Here is a 20897-nt window from a genome sequence, read left to right on the forward strand (position 1 = left end):
GACCATCACTCCTCGACGAAGAAATCCTCATCCAGCCGCTTCACCTCCACGGTGCGGGCAATGCGAACACCCACGCCATGCTCGATCATAAGGTCGGCCAGCCGGTCACCATCAATCAGCACGATTCGCTGAGGCAGGTGGCGGACGAAGTCGATGGCCGGAGCGGAGAAGCTGGATGTGGTGACAAAGACGCCCTTGGCGGCACCGACTCCGACAAGGCTGCCGAGGAAGCCTTGGACTTCTGGCCGGCCGACGCTGATATGAGAGGCGTAGCGCTTGGCCTGGACATAAATTCGATCGAGGCCGAGTCGGTCTTCGTCGATCACACCGTCGATGCCGCCGTCCCCGGATTTGCCCAGTCGGCGGGCGGCGCTTTCATGGCTGCCGCCATAGCCCATGCCGACCAGCAGATCGACAATGGCGCGCTCGAAGAATGCCGGGCTTTGCGCCAGAATGCGTTGCAGCAGGTCCGCCTTCAGGGCCTGATGCAGTACCGCCTGCGCGGCATCGATCTGTTCTTCCGGCGTCGCGGAAGCCGTTGCATCGATAGTTTCACCGGCGCCCCTTGACGCAGCGTCCGTGCTGCCGGCGCCCGATGTACTGGAGGCGTAGAATTCGGCAAAGGCCGGATAGGTTTTCAGCGTATCAACATTGATGCCGACGGGATTGGTGGCGAGCAGCGCCCTGCCCGCCGGGCTTGCCACGAAGCGACCGCGCGCCGGACTGTCGATCAGGCCGGCCTTGGTCATGTAGAACTTCGCCCAATGGATGCGATTGTGGAAAATGCGCTGACGTCCGCTCGGCAGCATCTCCTCCCGCTCCGACACGGACAAGCCAAGCTGGTCGGCCAGCTTTTCCGCTGCATCCGGCACACGGGTTTCGCCATCGGCGGCGAGCCGAAGCACAGGTAGCATGAGGGATTGGTAATCGGGAATTGCCATCAGTTTTTGGCCCATTCGATCGGCAAAGTCGGCCATCCAATCTGATCAAGCTCGTCTTGCGGCAACCTACCGTGCCGAGCCAAGGCAAGTTGAAGCCGGCCGGTCAACCACTTCTGCCCCTGCGAAGAAAGCTGCACAGCTGCCTGCTGTCTGTAGGCTTTGTAAGGATTGGTGTTACCCTCACCTGAGGCGTGATTTCGTTGCGTCGAGATGAACGCGTCGTGGCCCAACTCATCCATTAGCGCATTCAACGAAACACCATTCGCCATGGTGCCGGCAACAAACTCGGCGTGATGCACCCGGATGTATCGCGGCCAATCGTCTTTCCAATCACGCGCTTTGATTTCGGCGGCAGATGCATCGTCTCGCCCCAGCACATGTTTCATGCCTATAGCGCGACCGAATATAATGATGTCCCTCGGGTCACTCGTGAGCCGGCTGATAAACATCAAGGCACCGTCTTTAACGGCAGTCGGTCTCTTGTTGGCCGGGTACGTCAAAGCCCAATGGCAAAGCGCACTCTCCACCTCATCTCGCACCGGGAAAGACAACGAAACTCGGTTGTTGCCTTCGCCAAGAAATTTCACATAGGCTTGCTCTGCCTCAATGGCACCAGATGAAAGTGGCAAGTCCAATATACCAGCGCCCGTTGCCCCGAAATCATCCAACCTCCCCGTTGCGTTCGGGGGCGCTCCCTCGGCCAAATACTGTGCGACCGTCTGCTCCCAATCATCCAGTTGCTGAACGGTCAAATTCAACCCGCCGCATGCCCACAGCTTTTCAAAATATGCTTTGGTTGCAGCAATGATTTCACGGTCTTCGGATACAAGGCCGAACTCGTGATTTCTCGTCAACGCGGCCTCTGTGAGATTGGCAGAGGTGACCATGGCTCGCTTCTCACCGAAGATATACGCCTTGGCGTGAAGGTTCCTGATCCCGCGCACCTCTGCGCCAGCCGCAAGCAGGTTCCTTAAAGCGGCAATGTCACTGACACCGTCCGCAAAATCCGCAAGGTTGAAGCGTGTTACGACACGGATAGGATTGGGGGCATGCGCTAGCGTCCGCTGTACGGCTAGCTTTTTGAGAAAGGGAGAAATGACGCAAAAGTTGCGGTTCTCGATGGCAAGTGCCGCCTCCAGCTCTGCCGCCCATCCGTCATCAACCAATCGTGTTGTCATCTCCCCTTCCTCGCCGCCGGTCTCACTCCGCAGCCTCCCGCAACGCCTCGGCATCCACCGGTGCCAGCGCCTCGGCCAGCAGCGCTTCGAGCAGTTTTTTCCGCCTCTCGTCGGCACTGGTCAGGCTGGTTTCCAACTGATCGCAGAGTGCCATGAGTTCATCAACCTTGGCGACGATGCGGTGTTGTTCGGCGAGGGGTGGGAGGGGAACTAAGAGAGTCTCGACGCCACCTACCCTCAGGTGCTGAACCGTTGCGCCTATCGGTTTATCCTGAACGCGATCCATGAGTTGAGGGTCACGCAAGGAATACAACATGAATTCATTGCTGATCGTTTCCGGAACCAACCGCGCCAGCATCATCCGCTGCCCCAAGCAAATCGTTTCGCCATTCGGAATAAGGCATACCTCCCCCATGGGCGCTTCGCGGGTAATCAGGATGTCTCCTGGCTCAGGTTGGCACCGAGCGCTCCAGACACGGTATGTTTCATCACTGACGTACTTCTGATCGTATGCGTTAAGCTGACCATTTCGGACGTTGGTGGTCCGCACCAATCGGATGCCCGAACTTGCGTACGGTGCGGTTTTGTTTTTGCAGTCGATCACAAGCAAGGAACACTGCTGGAGGGTTGCCCAAGCCCAACCGTTAGGTAGCATCTCTAATCCATCCGGCACGTTTTGCTCAGTAAGTTTTTTTAACTGGGTACGCGCCTCGCCAGCATTTGGATATCCAGCTTTCAGTAACTCAGAGCGCTTGTTTTCAACGCGCGTCAACAACACTTCTGCCGGTTCATCCGCCGGGTCTTGCGGAACAAGCTTGCCGCGGACGGCGAGGTTGAGGATGGTCTGGCGCAGTTGCTTGATCTGGTCCGGGCGGGCGGTGAGTGCCGGCAGGGCATCGAGCGCGAAGCGGGCGTCGTCGCGGAAGGTTTCCGGGTCGGGGGTGTTGAGGCGGGCAAGGCTTGCCACGGCCAGCCGGTCCCGCTTCGTCTCCCGCCCCGTTCGCGCCGCTTCCAGCTCGTCGCACAGCGCCATCAGTTCTTTGACCTTGGCGACGATGCGATGTTGTTCGGCGATGGGTGGAAGGGGGAAAGGAGAGTTAGCGAAATAGTCAGTCGGCACACGCTTCTGGCCCGCTGTTCCCGTCATTTTAGGAATGCCGGTTTCTATAAAATGAGGGCTCTTCCAAAAGAGCAAAATGTAGTCTGCCACGACCAGCAGTGGTCGAACGACGTGAAGTTCAGTCGTTCCGCTGCCTATACCACCGGTCAAATTCCTGAATACCGTCGACTTGCCATTTTCGAAACAAGGGGTGATCTTCGCGAGCCCGACATCGCCCTCGGCGAAGTGCGTATACCCCTTCTTTATCTCGCCCCAAGTGCGGACTTCGAGTCCGTTCGCAACACCATATTCGGCCGCGATCAAGGGCATTGGAACAAAGGAAGCTTCCAGTGCGTCAGGCGCATCGTTTCGCGGGCTAATGATCCCGATTTCAGCGATTTGCGACCAAGTCCAATTCGATGGAATTGAAAAGGGAACGCCCACCACTGCACCAAGAGGCTTGGGAGTTCGAATTTCTCCTGCTTTGAGCAGCCGCGCCTTTTCCTCCGCAATCCGCTTCAACAACTCCGACGCCGGCTCGTCTTCGAAAGACTGCGGCACAAGCTTGCCCCGTACGGCCAGATCGAGAATGAACCGCCGCAGCCGGACAATGGCATCCGGGGCATCGGCAATCTGTTCGTAATACTGCAACAAGCGTTCAGCGTTCATCGGGCCAGCGCCTCGGCCAGAATGCTCTTCAACTGGTCGCGCAGTCGGGCCGCGTTTGTCTCAGCCGCCGTCAGCTCTTCCAGCAGGGTCTCTGGGTCGCCATGGTCATCGGCCACCATGTGCGGGTTCTTGAAGTCCAGATTGAAGCCGCGCGCCTTTACGTCTTCCAAAGTCACGCGCCAGGCCTGCGGGCCTTCCTCGCGGCCCTTGCGCTCATGCCCGCCCCACCAATCGACACAATCCTGCAGATGTTCCTGCCGGATCGGCTTGGTCATGGAATAGGCCTTCTGGCCCTCCGGCACGCGGTGTTCCCAATACCAGATATCCTTGGTCGGCGTGCCCTTTTCAAAAAACAGCAGGTTGGTGCCGATCGAGGCATAGGGTTTGAAGACGGAATTGGGTAGGCGCACGATGGTGTGGAGATTGCACTCCTCCAGGAGATGCTCCTTCAGCCGCGTCTTGATGCCTTCGCCGAACAGCGAGCCATCCGGCAAGACGACGGCGGCGCGGCCGCCATCCTTCAACAGGCGCACGATCAACGCCAGAAACAGGTCTGCGGTTTCCTTGGTGCGGAAGGTCGGGAAGTTGTTTTCGATACCGTCTTCCTCCCGACCACCGAAGGGCGGGTTGGTGAGCACGATATCGACGCGCTCATCCTTACCCCACGATATCAGCGGGCGGGCCAGCGTGTTGTCGTGGCGTACGAAGCTCGGGTCCTCGATGCCGTGCAGCAGCATGTTGGTGACGCAGAGCATATGCGGCAGCGGCTTCTTTTCCACGGCGCGCAAACCGGCCTGCATCTTCTCGCGGCTCTCCGGCGTGCGCACATGGTTCTTCTCCATGTGGCGGATGGCGCAGGTCAGGAATCCGCCAGTGCCGCAGGCGGGGTCGAACAGCGTTTCGCCAGGTTTCGGGTCGATACGTTCCACCATGAAGGAGGTCAGCGCGCGCGGAGTGTAATATTCACCCGCATTGCCGGCAGACTGCAGGTCGTTCAAAATCTGTTCGTAGATTTCGCCAAAATGCTGGCGTTCCGTCAGGCTGTTGAAATCGACATCGCTGATCTTGTTGACCACCTGACGGATCAATTGCCCCGACTTCATGTAGTTATAGGCATCCTCGAAGAGATCGCGCACCACGCGGCGGCGGTCTCCGGCTTGCGCCGAGGCCGGGAGAGCCTTCAAGGCGGGGAACAGCTCGTTGTTGACGAAATTCAGCAGCGCCTCACCGGTGATGCCTTCCGGGTCGGCGGCCCAGTTGCGCCACTGGAATTTCTCCGGGATGGGCGAGACGTAATTATCGTGCGTAAGCTCCAGTTCCTGGTCCTGGTCGTCCATGATCTTCAGGAAAAACATCCAGCAGAGCTGGCTGATGCGCTGGGCATCGCCATCGACGCCGGCATCCTGGCGCATGATATCCTGGATGGATTTGACGGTGTTACGGACTGACATTGCGATTCTCACATATGGCTCTTGATACCCGCGGCGATAGATACACGCTCGCTGCGGGCGCCGCAGCCTTTTTGCGATGGCAGCGGGGAATCTTACCCCGCGTAAGTAAGTCCCGGCGTTTATGAGACGGTGAAATCCGCATAGACCGGAATATGATCACTCGGTCGTTCATCCGCCTTTGCGCCAGTGCCCGAGGTATGTGCCTTCGAAATTTCATGGGCAATGGTTGCCGATCCCGGCTGCAGTTGCAGCCAGAACGCCGGGTCTCTTAGTGCTGGCGTTACAAGAATGTGGTCGATCAATTCGCGCGTAATTCCGCGCTTTTCAGGGCTTCTGAACTCGACAGTGAAGGCCTCCTTCTTGCGCAGTTGCGCCTCGTCGAGAACATGGTCGAGCAAGGCGCTCTGTCGACGGAAACTACCGCGAAGTTCATCGACAAGGCTCTGCATCAGAAACTCTTGCTCGAAGACACTTCGCGTGAAACCGTCGTTCAAGTCACCCATTACGATCACGCCGCTGGCGTTCTGCCGCTCCAAGATCACGTTTGTTATGTGGCGTCGCAGTGCGGCAACATCGGCGCTGAGCTTTTGACGTGATAGGATAGCCTCACGCATTGCTACTGGCTCTCGCGCTTCAAACTTGGCCTTGGTAAAGCCACTGGTGAACTGGCTTTTCGTGTGAGCAACGACCAGGTGTATCGGCTTGCCGTCGTCTTTGCCTGCAAGCCTGATCAGCGCTGGAGGACGTGCCATCTTGTATTTCTTGGCGTTGTTCACTTCGCCCCACGGCTGAAACTGAACCGGCTTCATGAGCCTCTTGTAATAGACACTGCTCGAATCGTAGGGCGTTGCTTTTATGGGGCAATCGTTTCGAACCAGCGCATAGATACTTTGCGAACCGGACTCGATCCCCGCCGCTGTGTAGCGCCCGTCCAGGAACTCGTCTGAAAAGAACTGCATCTGGCTGAGTTTCGAAGGGCCCTCCTGCACGCCAATGATGTGGGCATCCAAATCCTTTATGACACCGGCGATCCGTTCGGCGACACCGCGCGGATTGGTCGGGAAGCGTCCCATACCTTTCGCGGGCTCGGTTCGAAGCTTGGCTTCACCTTTCAAGAAGAGGTTATTCATCCATTCGATGTTGTACGTAGCAATTCTCAGTGTAGACATCACGGCTCCTCCCTCTAAGCGGTTTCATGATAAAGCGCGGCCTGCATTGCATGGACCGCCTGTTCAAATGCGGCTTTGCCGCCAAAGGCGTTTAACAACTCCATCGGCATACCCAATGAATTAGCGGGCGGTATCCGCAGCACATTGGTGTCATCGAGGTTCAAGACGCCTTCATCGGCGTATTTGGACAAGAGCACATCCAGCACGGCCCGCGCCTTGCCTTCATATCGGGCAAAGACGTCGCGCTTCTTCACGTTGTCGGCACGCTCCTGTCGAGTCAGCGGCTTGCGGTCAAAGGCGACATGGCAAACGAGATCGAAGGGATCGAGGTCGATGCCGAGTTCCTTGGCAATCACATCCAGCGGCAGGCCCTCGGCCGCCAGTTCCTTCACCAGCGCATCCTTGCGCTCCTCGGATTTCCAGCGCTTCAGGAAATCATCCAGGCTGGCGAAATGGCGAAGCAGCGCTGCCTTGGTGAAGTCGCGCAGGCTTTCGGTGACAAGTTTTCCATTGGCATCAAGGTATTCGACACGCTCGGCGATGACCTTTGCGCTGATGCCATCGACATAGACCTTCTTCTGGCGTTCGCCGCCGCCAAGCGGAAAGGTCACCTCCTCGCCACCGGTGGTCGGCGGCTCGGTGGTGTAGTCGTCCTGGCCATTGTCTTCGAAGCCCGGAGGCTCCGCATCTGGCGGCGTGATGGGATCATCCTCACCGGCCATGTAAATCTGCACCGGATCACCATCGAATTCGGGATCGGCGAAATGGTTCGTCGCGCCGCGGAAATCCATGAGCGTGAAATAGAATTTCTGCGTATCCTCATGCACGCGCGTGCCGCGGCCAACGATCTGCTTGAACTCGGTCATGGAGCCGACGGGGCGATCCAACACGATGAGGCGGCAGGTCTGCGCATCGACGCCGGTGGAGAGCAGCCTCGACGTGGTGACGATCACCGGATAGCGCGATTCCGGATCAATGAAATTGCCGATCTGCGCCTGGCCGAGCGTATCGCTTCCGGTTATGCGCATGACGTAGCGGGCGTTTTCGTCGCAAAGGTCCTTGTTGTCATTGATGAGCGCCTGGCGCATGCGGGCTGCATGCTCTTCATCGACGCAGAAGACGATGGTCTTCTGGTAACGGTCACCGCTCTCCTTCAGAAATTCGGTCACCTTGGCGGACACCAGCTTGGTGCGGTCATCCAGCACCAGGGTACGGTCGAAATCCTTGGCGTTGTAGATGCGGTCTTCGACTTCCTCGCCGTCGCGATCCAATTGGCCTTTTTCCGGCCGATAGCCTTCCACGTCACGATCGATATGGACCTTGATCACCTTGTAGGGTGCAAGGAAACCATCGCTGATGCCCTGTTTCAGGGAATAGGTGAACACTGGCTCGCCGAAATAGGCGGTATTGGAGACATACTCCGTTTCCTTCGGCGTCGCCGTCAAACCGATCTGGCTGGCAGCAGAGAAATATTCGAGGATTTCCCGCCAGGCGGAATCCTCAGCCGCACTACCGCGATGGCACTCGTCGATGACAATCAGGTCGAAGAAATCCGGCGAAAACTCGCGGAAGAGTTTCTGTCGTTCCTCAGGGCCGGTGATGGCCTGATAGAGCCCAAGATAGATTTCGAACGAGGTGTCGATGCGGCGTTTGCGATCCAGCGCCAGCGGCACGGACTCTTCAGTTCCATCGGGGCGCTCGATCGTCTTCGACTTGGTAGAGAGCTTGGCCATTGCGCCACCAAAGGGGCGGAAGTCGTTGACCATGGTCTGGTCGATCAGCACGTTGCGATCGGCCAAGAAGAGGATGCGCTTCTTGCGCTTGGCCTTCCACAGACGCCAGATGATCTGGAAGGCGGTGTAGGTCTTGCCCGTACCGGTAGCCATGACGAGAAGGACACGATCCTGCCCCTTGGCAATGGCCTCGACCGCGGCGTTGACGGCGTTTACTTGATAGTAGCGCGGAGCCTTGCCGCTGCCATCATCATAATAGTCCTGGAGCACAAGCTCTTCGGCAGAGCTATCCAGGCCCTTCCATCGACTGTAGAGCCGCCAAAGCTCATCTGGGGACGGAAACTGGTCGAGGCGGAGGTTTTCCTCTTTCACCTCCCGCAGGCCGGTACGATCGTGGAATACGAAACCGTCGCCGTTCGAGGCAAAAACGAAGGGGACCGCCAACGTCTCTGCATAGTCCAATCCTTGTTGCAGTCCATCACCGACCGCATGAGTGTTGTCCTTCGCCTCAATGAGCGCGATCGGGATGTTGGGCTTGTAGTAGAGGACGACGTCGGCCTTCTTGGCGTTGCCGCGGGCGACGAGCTTCCCGCGTACCGTGATGCGCCCCTTGGTGAAGAAGACCTCTTCCCGGACCTGCAGCATCGTGTCCCAACCGGCCTGCTTGACGGCCGGCAAGATGAACTTGGTGCAGATATCGCGTTCCGTCAAAGAGCGCTTGTCCATCCGGATGCCGTTCCCCCACAATCCCATTGAATACACAATATGAATAGTGTTCGCAGCGTCAATGCAACCCTGAGGGCAGTCGATAAGTGCCGCGCTGAATTTCTTGAGTCCTTGAGCCTGGCGCCCCCATGGCCCTGCTCGCTAATCTCATCTCGTCACTGGATAGCGCGACGCGAGCCGTACGGCAGGGGCACGGGCAGATAGAGCAGTACCATCCACACCAACTGATATCGTACCGGCTCAACCTTGTTCGATGTGATCAGGCATACCCTCCCCATTTCCACCAAATGACGCCGTGGCCCACTTCCGGCCGCGCAGCGATGCGAGGCCGGGTCTCAAGAATGCCGAAGCCAAGGGGCGGCGACGCGGCATCGGGTTTTCACGACATTTCAGGCGATGATGGTGGGTGCGTGCATAGAGGCGCGCTTGAGAAAGCCCCCCCCTCGAGAGGAGACAGTTCGTTGCCTCACAGATTAACCATCCCTTAAAATCTCACTCACACGCGCTCCATCCAGCGCCTGGGCGTCGAACAGGGCCTTGATGAGGGCATCGAGCTTGTCCCTGTTCTTGCTCAGAACCTCGACTGCCCTTGCCAGCGCCGTTTCCAGCCTTGCATGGATGCGCGCCGCCAGATCCGGATTGCCATCGAGTACGGCGGTCGGATCCTTGTCGTCACGATAGAGCAGCGGCTGGATCGCGCCGAAGCCCAGGGAGCGCTCCATTGCGAGCGCCATCTTCGTGGCCCGCGCCAGATCGCTATTCTCAGCGCCGCCGGAGCCCGAGGAGACCGCACCGACGACGATCTGCTCGGCAGCCCTGCCCGCCATCAGCATGGCGAGCATGTCTTCCCGATAGCCGAGCGTATCGCTGCCGGATGCCGTGAAGCCAAGCTGGCTGTAGCCGCCACCCGAGGGCGTGTCGATGTTGAGGCCGTGGATCGGACCGAGCCTCAACGCGTGATGCACGACCGCATGGCCAGCCTCGTGGATGGCAAAACGCCACCGGAGATCGTAGGGAAGCTGCGGCCGATCCATGCGGATGCCATCCTCCAGATCTGCATATCGGATCGCCCGCTTCTCGCGCCGTGCCTTCAGCCGTGCCTGCCGAACGATCCGCTCGATATCGGCTCCGGTCAGGCCCATGGCCCGTGTCGCCAATTTTTTCAGAGCGGCGTAGATAGCCTGGGCCAGCGCGTGATCAGTGTCGTTCGATGCCGTTGTCATTGTGCGGTTCCTTCTCCGGCCATGCGGTCGTCCTCATTATCCGTCTGTGTGACTCCGACACTGTCGGAGCCAGCTTCTCGGACCAGCAATGCAGCATCGTCACCGAGATGATGCATGAAGATCGCCGCAAGCGTTGCGATGTCGGGCATCGGGATTTCGATGTGCGTCTCCAGCCGCCCGGAGCGTTTGATCGCATCATCAATCTGGTCCGGCCTGTTGGTGGCCCCGACGATGATCAGCCCTTCGGATTTCACGGCCCCATCGAGCAACTCCAGCGCCTTGTTGACCACCGTATTCCAGTAGTCCGCATATTCCCGCTCTGCCGGCTGCCGCTTGCCGATGCCATCGATCTCGTCGATGAACAGGATGCACGGCGCCAGAGCGCGGGCCTCGGCAAATGTCTTGTCCATCTTGGCTATGACATCGTTGAGGTGGCCGCCCTGCAGCCAGGTCGAGACCGATGTGGCGACCAGCGGCACCTGCAGGCTGTTGCACAGCGCCCGCGCAAACGTCGTCTTGCCGGTCCCGGGCGGACCATACAGCAATAGTTTGGTGCTCATATCAGACCAGGCGAGAGAACCCGCCCTGTGATCGGCAAGATCGGCCTTGAGATCCAGCGCCCAGGTCTTGGCCTTGCCGTATCCGGAGAGCGTCTCGACCACCAGCGACGGGCGATCGTCTTCCCCCGGCCCCCAGGGCTCCGGCTGGATGACCTCGGCACCCGACGGCTTTTCGCGTTTCCATCCGCCGCCACTGTCTTTCCCGGAGGAGGATTTCTCCGCCGCTGCACCATCCTGTTTCGACTTCGAGGATTTTGTCGTGGCTTTGGATGGTGGCTCTTCGTCGTCATCATCACCATCGCGAGCGGCAACACGATTGCGCTCGGTCAGCGAGGCCAGCACGTCGATCACCTCGGACGCGCCGCGACCCGGCCGGAACGCCAGCACGACGTCATCGATCGTCAGATAATGCGCGTCGTAGGCATTGGTCCATCGCGTGAGCGCCGCCAGACCGGTGTCACCATACATGGCCTCAAGCATCATGCTGATGAAGGGGTAGTCGAGGAACCCGCCGACCAGGGCGACATCGGCGGCGATGCTGATTTCGGATGGGATGTGCCGTGCCGTCTCCGAGATCGCCACAACCGGATAATCCCGCGTCAGCGCGTTGACCAGCCGCCGCTGAAGCGTGGCGCCTGTCAGGCGATGAACCGACCCGCCGATGAACTGGATGTACGGACGCCCCGTGCCGTCGGCGGCGGCGAAGCTGCCATCGTCATAGACATAGTCACCGTCGATGCCGTTCGGAACAGCCCCGGGAAGAAAGCCGGGCAATTCGATCAACCGCCTGATGGCACGCTCGAAGCCGGGCACGGGTGCGTGCAGGCAGACTACTGGCGCCGCCATGGCAATCGTCTGGATGATCCTGGCAAGCGGCATGCGCGTGTTCTCGATCGCACGGGCCAGCACCAGGGCTGCAACGACATTGCTGACCAACGGAGCCCTGCCCGCCCGGCCAACAAGACCGACGGCATAGGCACGGCGTCTGTGATCGACTGCTGCGGCATGATCCTCGGCTGTGGCTTGACCTGGCCGGTAGAGAGACGGCAGGAACGCTGTCGAGGCCTTACCCTCAGTCACCACAATGTCGGACTGCTGGGGCGGCGGCAACAGATAGGCCGCGAAGGTGCGGCGGATCCAGGCGAGGTCCCGATCCCGATCGCCCCCCATTCGCTCGGTATCGAATGCGGGACCGTAGCGACGAAGAATATGACCATCGACCTCGACGATCTTCAGAGACAGAAGCCCATTGGCATGGGCGTTGCGCTGGGCTTCCCGGCGGGCGACACGGTCGAGACGGCGCAGCAGAAGACGGGCGAGTTTATTCATCGATCCGGCCCTCCGTCATCGCGGCAATAATTGCCGTTTTGGGATCGGACGCCCCCGCCTTCTTTAATGTGTGTTTCTTCAAGCTCCCCGGCCCCGCCTGTCGGCGCTCTCGGATCCGGTGACGACGTGGACGGGGCTTGGCTGGACTCGGATCGTCTGTATCCGACTGAAGCGGAGCCACGAGATCGCGGTTGCGGTGCGCGAGCCAGTCGAGCATCAGACGGCAGGCGGGATTGCCACGCTCGGCCTGCGCCTGCAGTCGGCTGATGACCGTGTCCGGCACGGTGCCGGTCAGACCATCGCCCTGCCGGACATGACCAAGCGCCAGTCCGATCAGGAAGGCTGGATCGTCGATGGGCGGATCATGACGAGCAGGTCCGGGATAGCGGAGTACGGTGCCATGCGAACGATGGCAGACAGGGTTCTGTGACGTCGAGGGCGATTTGATCGCCTCGCAGCGGATGCGCGGCGGCACATCCGGGGTGATGTCGGAAGACATGTAAACTCCTTCGCCGAACCGCGCTCGGGTCCAGCGTCATTGGGAGATGGAAAGGGAAAGCCACGGCCTCGAGGCCTGATGGTCACACACGGCGGTCGACATCAGGCGCCTGACGGCAAGCGTCAGGGCGCGGCGGTCAGGCCATCAGGCAGCAGGCATCAACGGCAGTCGGGTGACGTGCTCGATCAGTGCCGAGGGCGCCGGGCAAAGCCAACCCGCACAAACATGGGGACCGGTTCATCATTCTCGGTTTCATCGACGTCCCTGAAGCCGTCATCATCGAGGCGATCGCGCAGATCGTCATCGTCGCAAGACCGGGCAGCCAGATCTTCCTCATAAGTCCGGCTCGGTCCATTGAGGTTGATCCGCGGATGGAGCGCCGCAGTCGCGGCCGTTGTCATCACTGCCAGATCCGTGACAGGCACCGTGTCCAAACCAAGTGCCTTGCGCGCTTCGGCTTCGAGAAGCTGCTGCACCCGGATGCCGAAGCGCAGGCGCAGCTCGGCCATGCAGGCGGCCACACCATCGATCTCCAGCAGGTCGTCGATCTCGGAGAGCGCCCAGACACCATTTGCATGATCGCTCGGGCGGCTGGCGCCGTCGACGATCGCCACCTCGACCGCATCGACCATGAGCCGCTTCTGGTTCTTGTAGAGCCAATCCGGCAGGACCATGGCCGACGCCATCATCTTGAGCTTCAGTTCCTCAAGACGGCTCGTGTCGCCATAGGATGCCAACGACCGTTTCAAGTCCAGGATATAGGCCGTGTGCCGGGCGCGGTTCACGACGATCAGGTCCGGCGTGTAGCTGCCCTTGGCCGGCGCCTCGCAATCGAGCTTCACGCCGTCGAGGTTCGACCAGTCGTTTCCGGCCACCGCTTCCATCGCGGCCTTGACCAGCGGAAGCTTCAACGACTGGGTCAGGACGAGGATGTTCGGATTGGCTTTCGCCAGACGCTCGACGGCCTGCTCCAAAAGCTTGCCTTCGCGGAACGAGACGGCCCGCACCAGCGAGGCGATGTGGACGTAATGGCCGAGGATCTCGTCGTCGGTCGGTTCGCCGTCCATGATGGCGTTGATAGCGCGATCGATCAGCAGATCGAGATCGGCCTCGACATCGGCGAAGCGAACCAGATGCGGATGACGGCGCAGGACCACCGGTTCGCGAACCGCAGTCGGAGCCGCATTGCGGCCAAGGCCGAACGGGCGCGGGCGGGATCGAGAAGCTGCGGCAGCATCAGTCGCGTCGATCATGGAACGGAGAACTTCCCCATTGGGGATCGTAGAGGTAAACGTGGTCATAGCCCGATTCCTTTTCCAGAAGGCTTGAGGGTCAGGCCCTTGTCGATGTGTCCAGCATCGGCAGGGGCCGCTTTGTCCCGGCTGTCCGGAACGTCCCCAACCTGGCAGGACCGGCGCTCGGGCTCAAGGACCCCTGGGCCCAAAAATGAGAACAGGACCGGAACAAGGTTAACGTCGGGCTCACGGTCGCTTCGGTCTGGCTATCCGCCGAGGTTCGAACGCCGGCCCGCGGCCAAAAAACTCGAGGCCGAAGCCGGGCAAAGCAAAGGGCCGACAAGCAGCCCTTGAAGGTTTGGCTGGAAGGCCGACCGATCGGCCTCCCAGCATGTCGGACGCTTTATGCGGTCACCGCCGGTGCGGATGCGACTTCATCCTGGAGCGTTTCGTTCAGATCGTCCGCTGCCAGCGGCGGAGCCGCCACGACCTGCTTGCGGACCTTGGATGTTTCGCGACTGACGACCATCAGCCCGCCTGTCGCCCGCTCAAGCGTTTCGCCGAACCGCTCCGTGAGGCGATCCAGACCGGTCTCGCCCGAAGTTTCAGCCTGATCTGTATCCTGCTCTTCTTCGGCTTCAGGGGTCTGCTCGATCTCATCGTCAGCGACGACCATCTTTTCTACCGACTGCGCCAGCGGCCATTTCGGCTTGCGCTCCTTCGAGATCGACCATTCAAGGACCGGCAAGACCTCATCGCGAAGCCAACCGGGCAATTCCTTGGATTTCGGCCAGGTGTCGAAGAGCCCAAGCTTCTGCAGCGTTTCGTTCACCACCGCCCACTCGGTCTCCTTCGGGAACTGGGCCGAGCGCGGATGGCGACGCAGGTCGCTGTCCGGTTCCACGAACTGCGCCAGGCTCTCCAGTTCCATGCGCGCGACACGAGCGAGATCTTCAACCTCCCTGGCCAGCGCCTCCTTGATCACCCGCTTCTGTTCCAGCGCCACCTTGATGGCCTGCACAATGACCTCGATATGCACCACGAACATCTTCAGGCCATCACGGGTCTTGACTGCGATCAGCGCCTTCAGGCCGGTCACACCCCCTGCTCCATGGAGGTTACCGCGGGCAGTCTTGACCTTGCCCTCCTCTCCACCCCCCAGGATGGTTTTCACATCGAGCACGCGAAGCCGACCATGCTCCTCGCCATGGGCGATCACCTCGCGGATCTTGTCGTGCGGCGCGTGCGCCAGATGGAACATGACCGTAGGGCTGGCCGACAAGTCGACCAGATCATCCCGGTAATCGCCGAGATTGCGCGCGACGGACATGTAGGCCCTCGCAGTGCGGGCGGCCAAGCTGCACCGCCTCTTGACCCACTTGTCAAAGAGGCCGTCGGGGAGCAGTCCAGAAGCGGCAACAAGATACTCCCCGAGTAGGTAGCTCTGCTCGGTCGTGCGGCGGCCGAGATCAGAGATATTCCCGGCAGCGATTTCGAGCTGGTCACGAAGAGCCGGATCTGCGATCCCAAGCTTTTCATAGTGATGGGCGAAGGCGGCAGGCAGAACAAACTTGGATGCACCCACGATAAAACCTCACTGGTTACTGACACTATACGTTCGCTACAAACAGCGAACACACATATAGTCATCACATCATCAATAATTGTCAAATCGGCTACCGAGCCTAGCCCGAGTATTGTGCACTTATTTACTTAAATAAATACAGACAGTATTTCAATAAGCGCCCAAATTAACCATATTTTGATATCGCAAAAATATTTTTTACTTTGCTGTTGCTTTCCAACCATTCCCCCGGCTTCAGACCGCTGTCAGTCGCTTCAGGCCCTCTCACAAACACGCCCGGTAACGAGGCGCGGCAGGAACCGCCGCCTGGAGCGGAGCGCACGATACGAAGCGCTGTTGAACGGGATCCGGCGAAGCAGACAATCTGGCAGGCATCGTCTCAATGCGCGGGTATGTCATCTCAACGTGCCCGCACATCGAGACAAATTGCGCCTTTTTGATTCCGGTTTCCGGATTTCCGATTCAGAGCTGTGAAGCCATGATTCCGCAAACGCCGTTTCGTCTCCGCACGTCGTCTCGATCCAGCTCGACGTGCCCGCAAATCATCTCAAGTTGCGCATCCGCGATTCCGAACCATGGATTTCCGATTCACGAGCCAAGATTACTGATTCCGGCACAAGCGGCGTTGCCGGTAAGGCGCCGGTCTGGCAAGGAGGCCGCAGGGCGTATGGGAGTGGTATCATGGCCAGAAAGTCAGAAGAGGTCCGCAATCGCGAGCAGCGCGAACGCCAACAGAAGCTGCGTGACGCCGATCGCAAGGCGAAGCGTCCTGATCGTGATGACGTAGCCCGCACGGCGCTCTTCATGACGATTTCCAGCATGGCGGCCAGGGACGCGAAAGAGGTGCTGGAGGATTTTCAGGACCGGGTGGTCAGGATGCTTGTAGAGCAGGGATTTGACGAGCGGGAGTCCGACATCGTCTTCGAGGAACTCGTCGCCAAGTATCGCACAGGCGGCTGGCCGTTTCGTCGCAAGCTCCACCTCCTCCATCCTGAGGATCCGGGTCGGGACGCTTGAGGCGGCGTCGGCCTGCTCTGCGTCGATCTCGACCTTTCCATCAATAGGTGCCGGTTAACGCCTGACGGCGTTTGCAAGTTCTGACACGTTTCCCCCCGTTACTTCATAAAACGCCGTTCGATTCTGAATCGGATTTCCAGAGTTATTACAGCGCCATCGGTCTACGATAGCTTGAGCGGGATCGGTTCGACAGCGCGGGCCGGCATAGACGTTGCCTGAGCATTTGTTTATTAAAATTCAAATGAATCAGCTCATCTCTTGTTCAGTCTGAGCGGAAAGAATCCTGAGTGTAAGATTGACCGCCTCATCTCTTTTGTTTCATACGAGCGGTTAGCAGTGGCAATCGCCAAAGCTGGAATGCGCACCAACAGACCTGCTTGCGCGAGGGAAGTTGGGAGTAAACTTTTTTTTGAAACGACATCCTGGGACGGACGACGCAAGGCCAACTCCCGGCGCCACTCCTCATTCCGATGTGAGGCAGAGGTGGTAAAAGCTCAAATGTGCTCTGCCGCGGTATCGGGAAACGACCGGCAGTACCGATGAAGATAGATATCGACGCAGCCTGCAGCACCTTATTCCGTGTGGTGCGCTTTAAGCAGGCATAAGATGATCGGATCGAGGGCGAGCGGACGCCTGAGGGATCCACAGTGGCAAGCGCATTCCTTCAAAATCCACTCTGGACCCGAAGGACAGTACCGTGCAGACACCTACCAAACTTGCGCCCACCCTCGAAGCAATCAAGCTCCGTTACCTCAGCGACGCCATCAAGGATACTAGGTCTCGCCTCTATCCCGGGACCGTCGTCATCGCCTCCCTCACCGGCGTGACCGTGTCTCAGGCTGCCGATGCCATCCGCCAGGTGCGTTACGGCGCAGGCTGGCTCGACTTCTCCTACACCCCGCCGATCAGACACACGCAGGGTAACGAGATCGAGCAGGCTTTGCGTTTGCTTGGATATGTCGGGCAGTGGCGCTGGTTTTCTGATCAGCCGACGCTTGCCGCCTATCTGAAGAGCCGCACCGGCGTGGAGCGCGACCATCCCAGCGTCGTGTTTCTCAGCACGCACGCCGTCGCCTTGAGCGGCGGCGTCTTCTGCGATGTTTTCAGCCGCGGTGTCGTCATCGATATCGACGACGCAAAAGGCCGCCGCAAGAAGGTCAGTCGTGTTCTTGTTCTGACCAAGCGCATCGCGCCCTCGAAGATCGCCTCCAGAACGCCGGCGCCCAAGAAGGGTGCGAGTTCCAAGCTCGACCGGCTTTTCCACGAGGCGATCAAGGCTGAGACTAACGCGGCGCGCGTGAAGATCACGCCGCACGAGGTGTTTGTAATTCGGCCCAATGAGACGGGTTGGTATTGGCTGGGCAGCCGCGAGAACGTCGAGGATCAGATCCTGATGCCTCGTTCGGACAACCGTCTTGCCGGCAACACCGACGCGGCCGCCGCCTATCGCGCGGCGATGGGGCACTAGCGACCTCCGCGCGGCGAGCGTGATCGCGGCAATTATTGCCGCGCAAGACCATCTCGCCCCCAGTCCTCGATATGCTTCGACACGCAAGGGCAGCTCGCTCGACGCTGCCCCCATCACGCACCACCGCCGGACCATGATGGACCGGCGGGTGGCGCGGGCTCCCAAGCGATCCGCGCCAGGCTAACATGTCCACCAAGTCATTTCGCAAGCTCGAGGCGCCCTCATGACCAAGAAAGTCCTGCTCTACCTCCGCAACTCGGCCGATACGCTGCGCACCGCCTGCGCCGATTCGCAGCGCCATTTCGCCGAGACCTTCATCCGCAAGAACGGCTGGAAACTGGAACTGACCTGCCGTGACGAAGACATCGGCGAAGTCGCCTTCACGGCACAACCCGGTGTTCATAAGCTTCTGAACGAGATTGAGTTCGGATCGAGCGATATCGTCCTATGCCATACGCTAGATCGTCTCTGCTCGCGTCTTCCCGATGCAGCACGCCTGCTTCATGATCTCACAGTGAACGGCATGGAGCTTTGGGCGGCAGATCCCGGTATCCGGATCCAGACCAAGGATCTGATTGGCTATTATTGCAACGATCCGGGAAAGCCGCTTGCAGGTTTTCAGTATTTCGAGGCGATGCCTGATGGCCTCTATGACGTGAACGATCTTGTTCCGCTTCCCTACGGATACCGCTACACCGGCGCCTATGATTCCAATGGAACGTATGTGTTCGGGTTTAAGGCCGGCGATACGGAATGTGCCAAAGTCGTCCAGCGGATTTTCCGGATGTATGCGGACGGAATGTCGCCGGCAAAGATCGCAGAAGCCCTGAACGCTGAAGGCATCCCGGGCCCTCGTGGCGGCAAGTGGCGTGACACCACCATCCGCGGTGACCGCGCGCGTGGAACTGGCATCCTCAACGACGAGATCTATATCGGCCGCTCTTGGATGCCGGGCCGTAATTACGACAGCGCCTATGCGCCGCGGATCGTCAGCGATGAACTCTGGAGGCGCGTGAAGCTGCGCCAGGGTTTGGCGGCGCGGGGCCCTGTGGGAACGCCGTAAGCTTTTTGCCCAGACATCACACTGGCCGGCGCTGCCGGCCAGTGTTCCCCATGATATTGTTTGAGACGGAATTCAGACCATGACCAAGAACGTTCTGTTCTATGCCCGCTACTCCACCGACCGCCAGAACGAGGTATCGATCGAGACACAGGTCGAACTCGGCAAGGCCTTCGTCGCCAACAAAGGCTGGAAGCTGGTGGAGACCTATGCGGATTCTGCTATCAGCGGGACCTCCTTCACATCGCGTCCGGGCATCCAGCAGGTCCTGGCTCATGTGAAGCGCGAGCGGATCGACGTGGTCCTCTGCGTCACGGCTGATCGCTTGTCGCGCGACGTGGAGCATAGCTCGAAGATCCTCAAGGAACTCAACTACCACGACACGGCGATCTGGACCGTGCAGGCTGGTCAGGAGATCAGCCATATGGAGCTGCATATGCGCTCCACGCTCAGCCATGAACTGGTCGAGCAGATCCGCTACCGCACCCGTGAGGGCATGAAGACTGCAGTAAAGAAGGGCAAGGCGTCCACCTGCCTCGCCTACGGTTACCGACTCTCCCAGCAGCGTGATGCTAGCGGCGACCGGATCAAGGGCCTGCGCGAGATCGACCTTGAGAAGGCAGAGATCGTGCGACGCATCTACCAACTCTATGCCGACGGCATGTCACCACGCGACATCGCACAGCTCCTCAACAGGGAAGGCATCCCCGGCCCCCGTGGCCGCAAATGGCGTGACACCGCGATCCGCGGTCATGTCGGCCGTGGCACCGGCATCCTGAACAACGAGAGCTATATCGGCCGGATGGTCTGGAACCGGCGCCAGTACCGCAAGAACCCGCAGACGGAGAAGCGCACGGCCCGCGCCAACCATAACTCGGATTGGGTCGTGACGGACGTTCCGGAGATGCGCATCGTTACCGATGAGTTGTGGGGCCGCGTCAAGGACCGGCAGAAGGAGATTGGGGAACTGTTCGATTTCGGGCAGAGCAACCGGCTCAATGCCACGCACCGGCCGGAATATCTTCTGAGCCACCTTCTCGAATGTGAAGAGTGCGGTGGACCCTATGCGATTTCCGGCAAGGACCGTTATAGCTGCACCAACCGCAAGAAGCGCCTGCCGATCGACGAACTCGGTGGCGCATGCTGTGGCAACAGCAAGACCATCACCCGCCAGGAACTGGAGAGCCGCGTACTCGAATGCCTGCCGGCGGCCTTCTTTGCCGAGGGCATGTTCGACATGCTATCCGAACAGAGTATCGCCTACGAGACGGCAAAACTCAAACGTCCGCTGGCCGAGCGCGACCAGATGAAGCGCACGCTTGCAGACCTCGCAGGCCAGCAGCGGAACATCATCCAGCAGATCAGCGACCGTGCGGCCGAAGGACGCCCTCGCTTGCCGGCACTCGATGATACGCTCGACCGGCTGGAGGCGGAACGGCAGACACTAGAGACGGAGATCGCCAGTTTCACGGAAAGCGCTCCGGATATGATCGCCAAAATCGAGGAACTGCGCCGCCGGCATAATCCGGAAGAAACGGAGATGGCCATGCGGCAGTTCATGTTGATGGCCCGCAGAGGCAAGAACGAGGAAGCCAAACGCATGCTGATGCCCATCGTGCGGCAGCTCGTGCAGAAAGTCGTCGTCGGCAAGACACCGGGCCACCAGCCGGCAAACCTGCAGGTGCATGGATTGATCGCGTCGATCCTCGCGCAGATGGACGTGCTCGACTACATGAAGAGCCGCTTCATCTCGGAGATCCATGAGGATTTCGTGGAGCGGCTGGAAGCCGGTGAACTCGACAGTGAGGAGAAGAAAGAGATGCTGCTCGACATTTACCGCGAGGAGTTGCTCGAGCGGTTCCCTGAATGGGAGAATTTGCAAATGTCGGTGGTTGCGGGGGCAGGATTTGAACCTGCGGCCTTCAGGTTATGAGCCTGACGAGCTACCGGGCTGC

15 protein-coding genes are annotated in these 20897 nt (G+C 59.6%); 4 read left to right on the plus strand and 11 right to left on the minus strand.

What is annotated here, in order from left to right:
* Positions 1-5: 5 nt before the first annotated feature.
* The 11 genes from E8M78_RS07405 to E8M78_RS07455 all read right to left on the minus strand — a co-directional run bounded on the left by E8M78_RS07405 (position 6) and on the right by E8M78_RS07455 (position 15397).
* Positions 6-941 (minus strand): restriction endonuclease, encoded by a 936-nt coding sequence (locus E8M78_RS07405; RefSeq protein ID WP_137134477.1) that lies wholly within the window; start codon positions 939-941, stop codon positions 6-8.
* Positions 941-2119 carry a phospholipase D family protein gene (locus E8M78_RS07410; protein ID WP_170973353.1) on the minus strand — a complete coding sequence of 393 codons (1179 nt, stop codon included), beginning with the start codon at positions 2117-2119 and terminating at the stop codon, positions 941-943. Before E8M78_RS07410 ends, E8M78_RS07405 begins: the two co-directional genes overlap by 1 nt.
* Before the next feature lie 22 nt (positions 2120-2141).
* A complete protein-coding gene (locus tag E8M78_RS07415) occupies positions 2142-3887 on the minus strand; it encodes a restriction endonuclease subunit S (RefSeq protein WP_137134459.1) in 1746 nt (581 codons plus the stop codon).
* On the minus strand, positions 3884-5338 hold the full coding sequence (locus E8M78_RS07420) for a class I SAM-dependent DNA methyltransferase (RefSeq protein WP_137134460.1): 1455 nt from the start codon (positions 5336-5338) through the stop codon (positions 3884-3886). Before E8M78_RS07420 ends, E8M78_RS07415 begins: the two co-directional genes overlap by 4 nt.
* Before the next feature lie 119 nt (positions 5339-5457).
* Positions 5458-6507 (minus strand): hypothetical protein, encoded by a 1050-nt coding sequence (locus E8M78_RS07425; protein WP_137134461.1) that lies wholly within the window; start codon positions 6505-6507, stop codon positions 5458-5460.
* A 14-nt stretch (positions 6508-6521) separates the two neighbouring features.
* The gene (locus tag E8M78_RS07430) at positions 6522-8966 is read right to left on the minus strand and encodes a DEAD/DEAH box helicase family protein (RefSeq protein ID WP_137134462.1); all 2445 of its coding nucleotides are present in this window, start codon (positions 8964-8966) and stop codon (positions 6522-6524) included.
* A 473-nt stretch (positions 8967-9439) separates the two neighbouring features.
* Positions 9440-10189, minus strand: coding sequence for an ATP-dependent Zn protease (locus E8M78_RS07435; protein WP_137134463.1), 750 nt, complete (start codon positions 10187-10189; stop codon positions 9440-9442).
* A complete protein-coding gene (locus E8M78_RS07440) occupies positions 10186-12078 on the minus strand; it encodes an ATP-binding protein (protein WP_137134464.1) in 1893 nt (630 codons plus the stop codon). Before E8M78_RS07440 ends, E8M78_RS07435 begins: the two co-directional genes overlap by 4 nt.
* Complete coding sequence (locus E8M78_RS07445; RefSeq protein WP_137134465.1) at positions 12071-12577, minus strand: hypothetical protein; 507 nt, start codon at positions 12575-12577, stop codon at positions 12071-12073. The genes E8M78_RS07440 and E8M78_RS07445 overlap by 8 nt, the downstream gene beginning before the upstream one ends.
* A gap of 185 nt (positions 12578-12762) precedes the next feature.
* Entirely contained in the window at positions 12763-13878 is a 1116-nt protein-coding gene (locus E8M78_RS07450; RefSeq protein ID WP_137134466.1) for a hypothetical protein, read from the minus strand.
* Between the two features lie 337 nt (positions 13879-14215).
* Complete coding sequence (locus E8M78_RS07455) at positions 14216-15397, minus strand: hypothetical protein (RefSeq protein ID WP_246658256.1); 1182 nt, start codon at positions 15395-15397, stop codon at positions 14216-14218.
* Between the two features lie 681 nt (positions 15398-16078).
* Between E8M78_RS07455 and E8M78_RS07460 the strand changes: the two genes are divergently transcribed.
* The 4 genes from E8M78_RS07460 to E8M78_RS07475 all read left to right on the plus strand — a co-directional run bounded on the left by E8M78_RS07460 (position 16079) and on the right by E8M78_RS07475 (position 20875).
* A complete protein-coding gene (locus E8M78_RS07460; RefSeq protein WP_137134468.1) occupies positions 16079-16414 on the plus strand; it encodes a hypothetical protein in 336 nt (111 codons plus the stop codon).
* 697 nt (positions 16415-17111) lie between these two features.
* Positions 17112-17882 carry a hypothetical protein gene (locus tag E8M78_RS07465; RefSeq protein WP_137134469.1) on the plus strand — a complete coding sequence of 257 codons (771 nt, stop codon included), beginning with the start codon at positions 17112-17114 and terminating at the stop codon, positions 17880-17882.
* 223 nt (positions 17883-18105) lie between these two features.
* Positions 18106-18945, plus strand: a complete 840-nt coding sequence (locus E8M78_RS07470) for a recombinase family protein (RefSeq protein WP_137134470.1) — start codon at positions 18106-18108, stop codon at positions 18943-18945.
* A gap of 79 nt (positions 18946-19024) precedes the next feature.
* On the plus strand, positions 19025-20875 hold the full coding sequence (locus E8M78_RS07475) for a recombinase family protein (RefSeq protein WP_137134471.1): 1851 nt from the start codon (positions 19025-19027) through the stop codon (positions 20873-20875).
* Positions 20876-20897: the final 22 nt, after the last annotated feature.

This window comes from Rhizobium sp. FKY42 (assembly GCF_005222835.1).
Lineage (GTDB): Bacteria > Pseudomonadota > Alphaproteobacteria > Rhizobiales > Rhizobiaceae > Neorhizobium.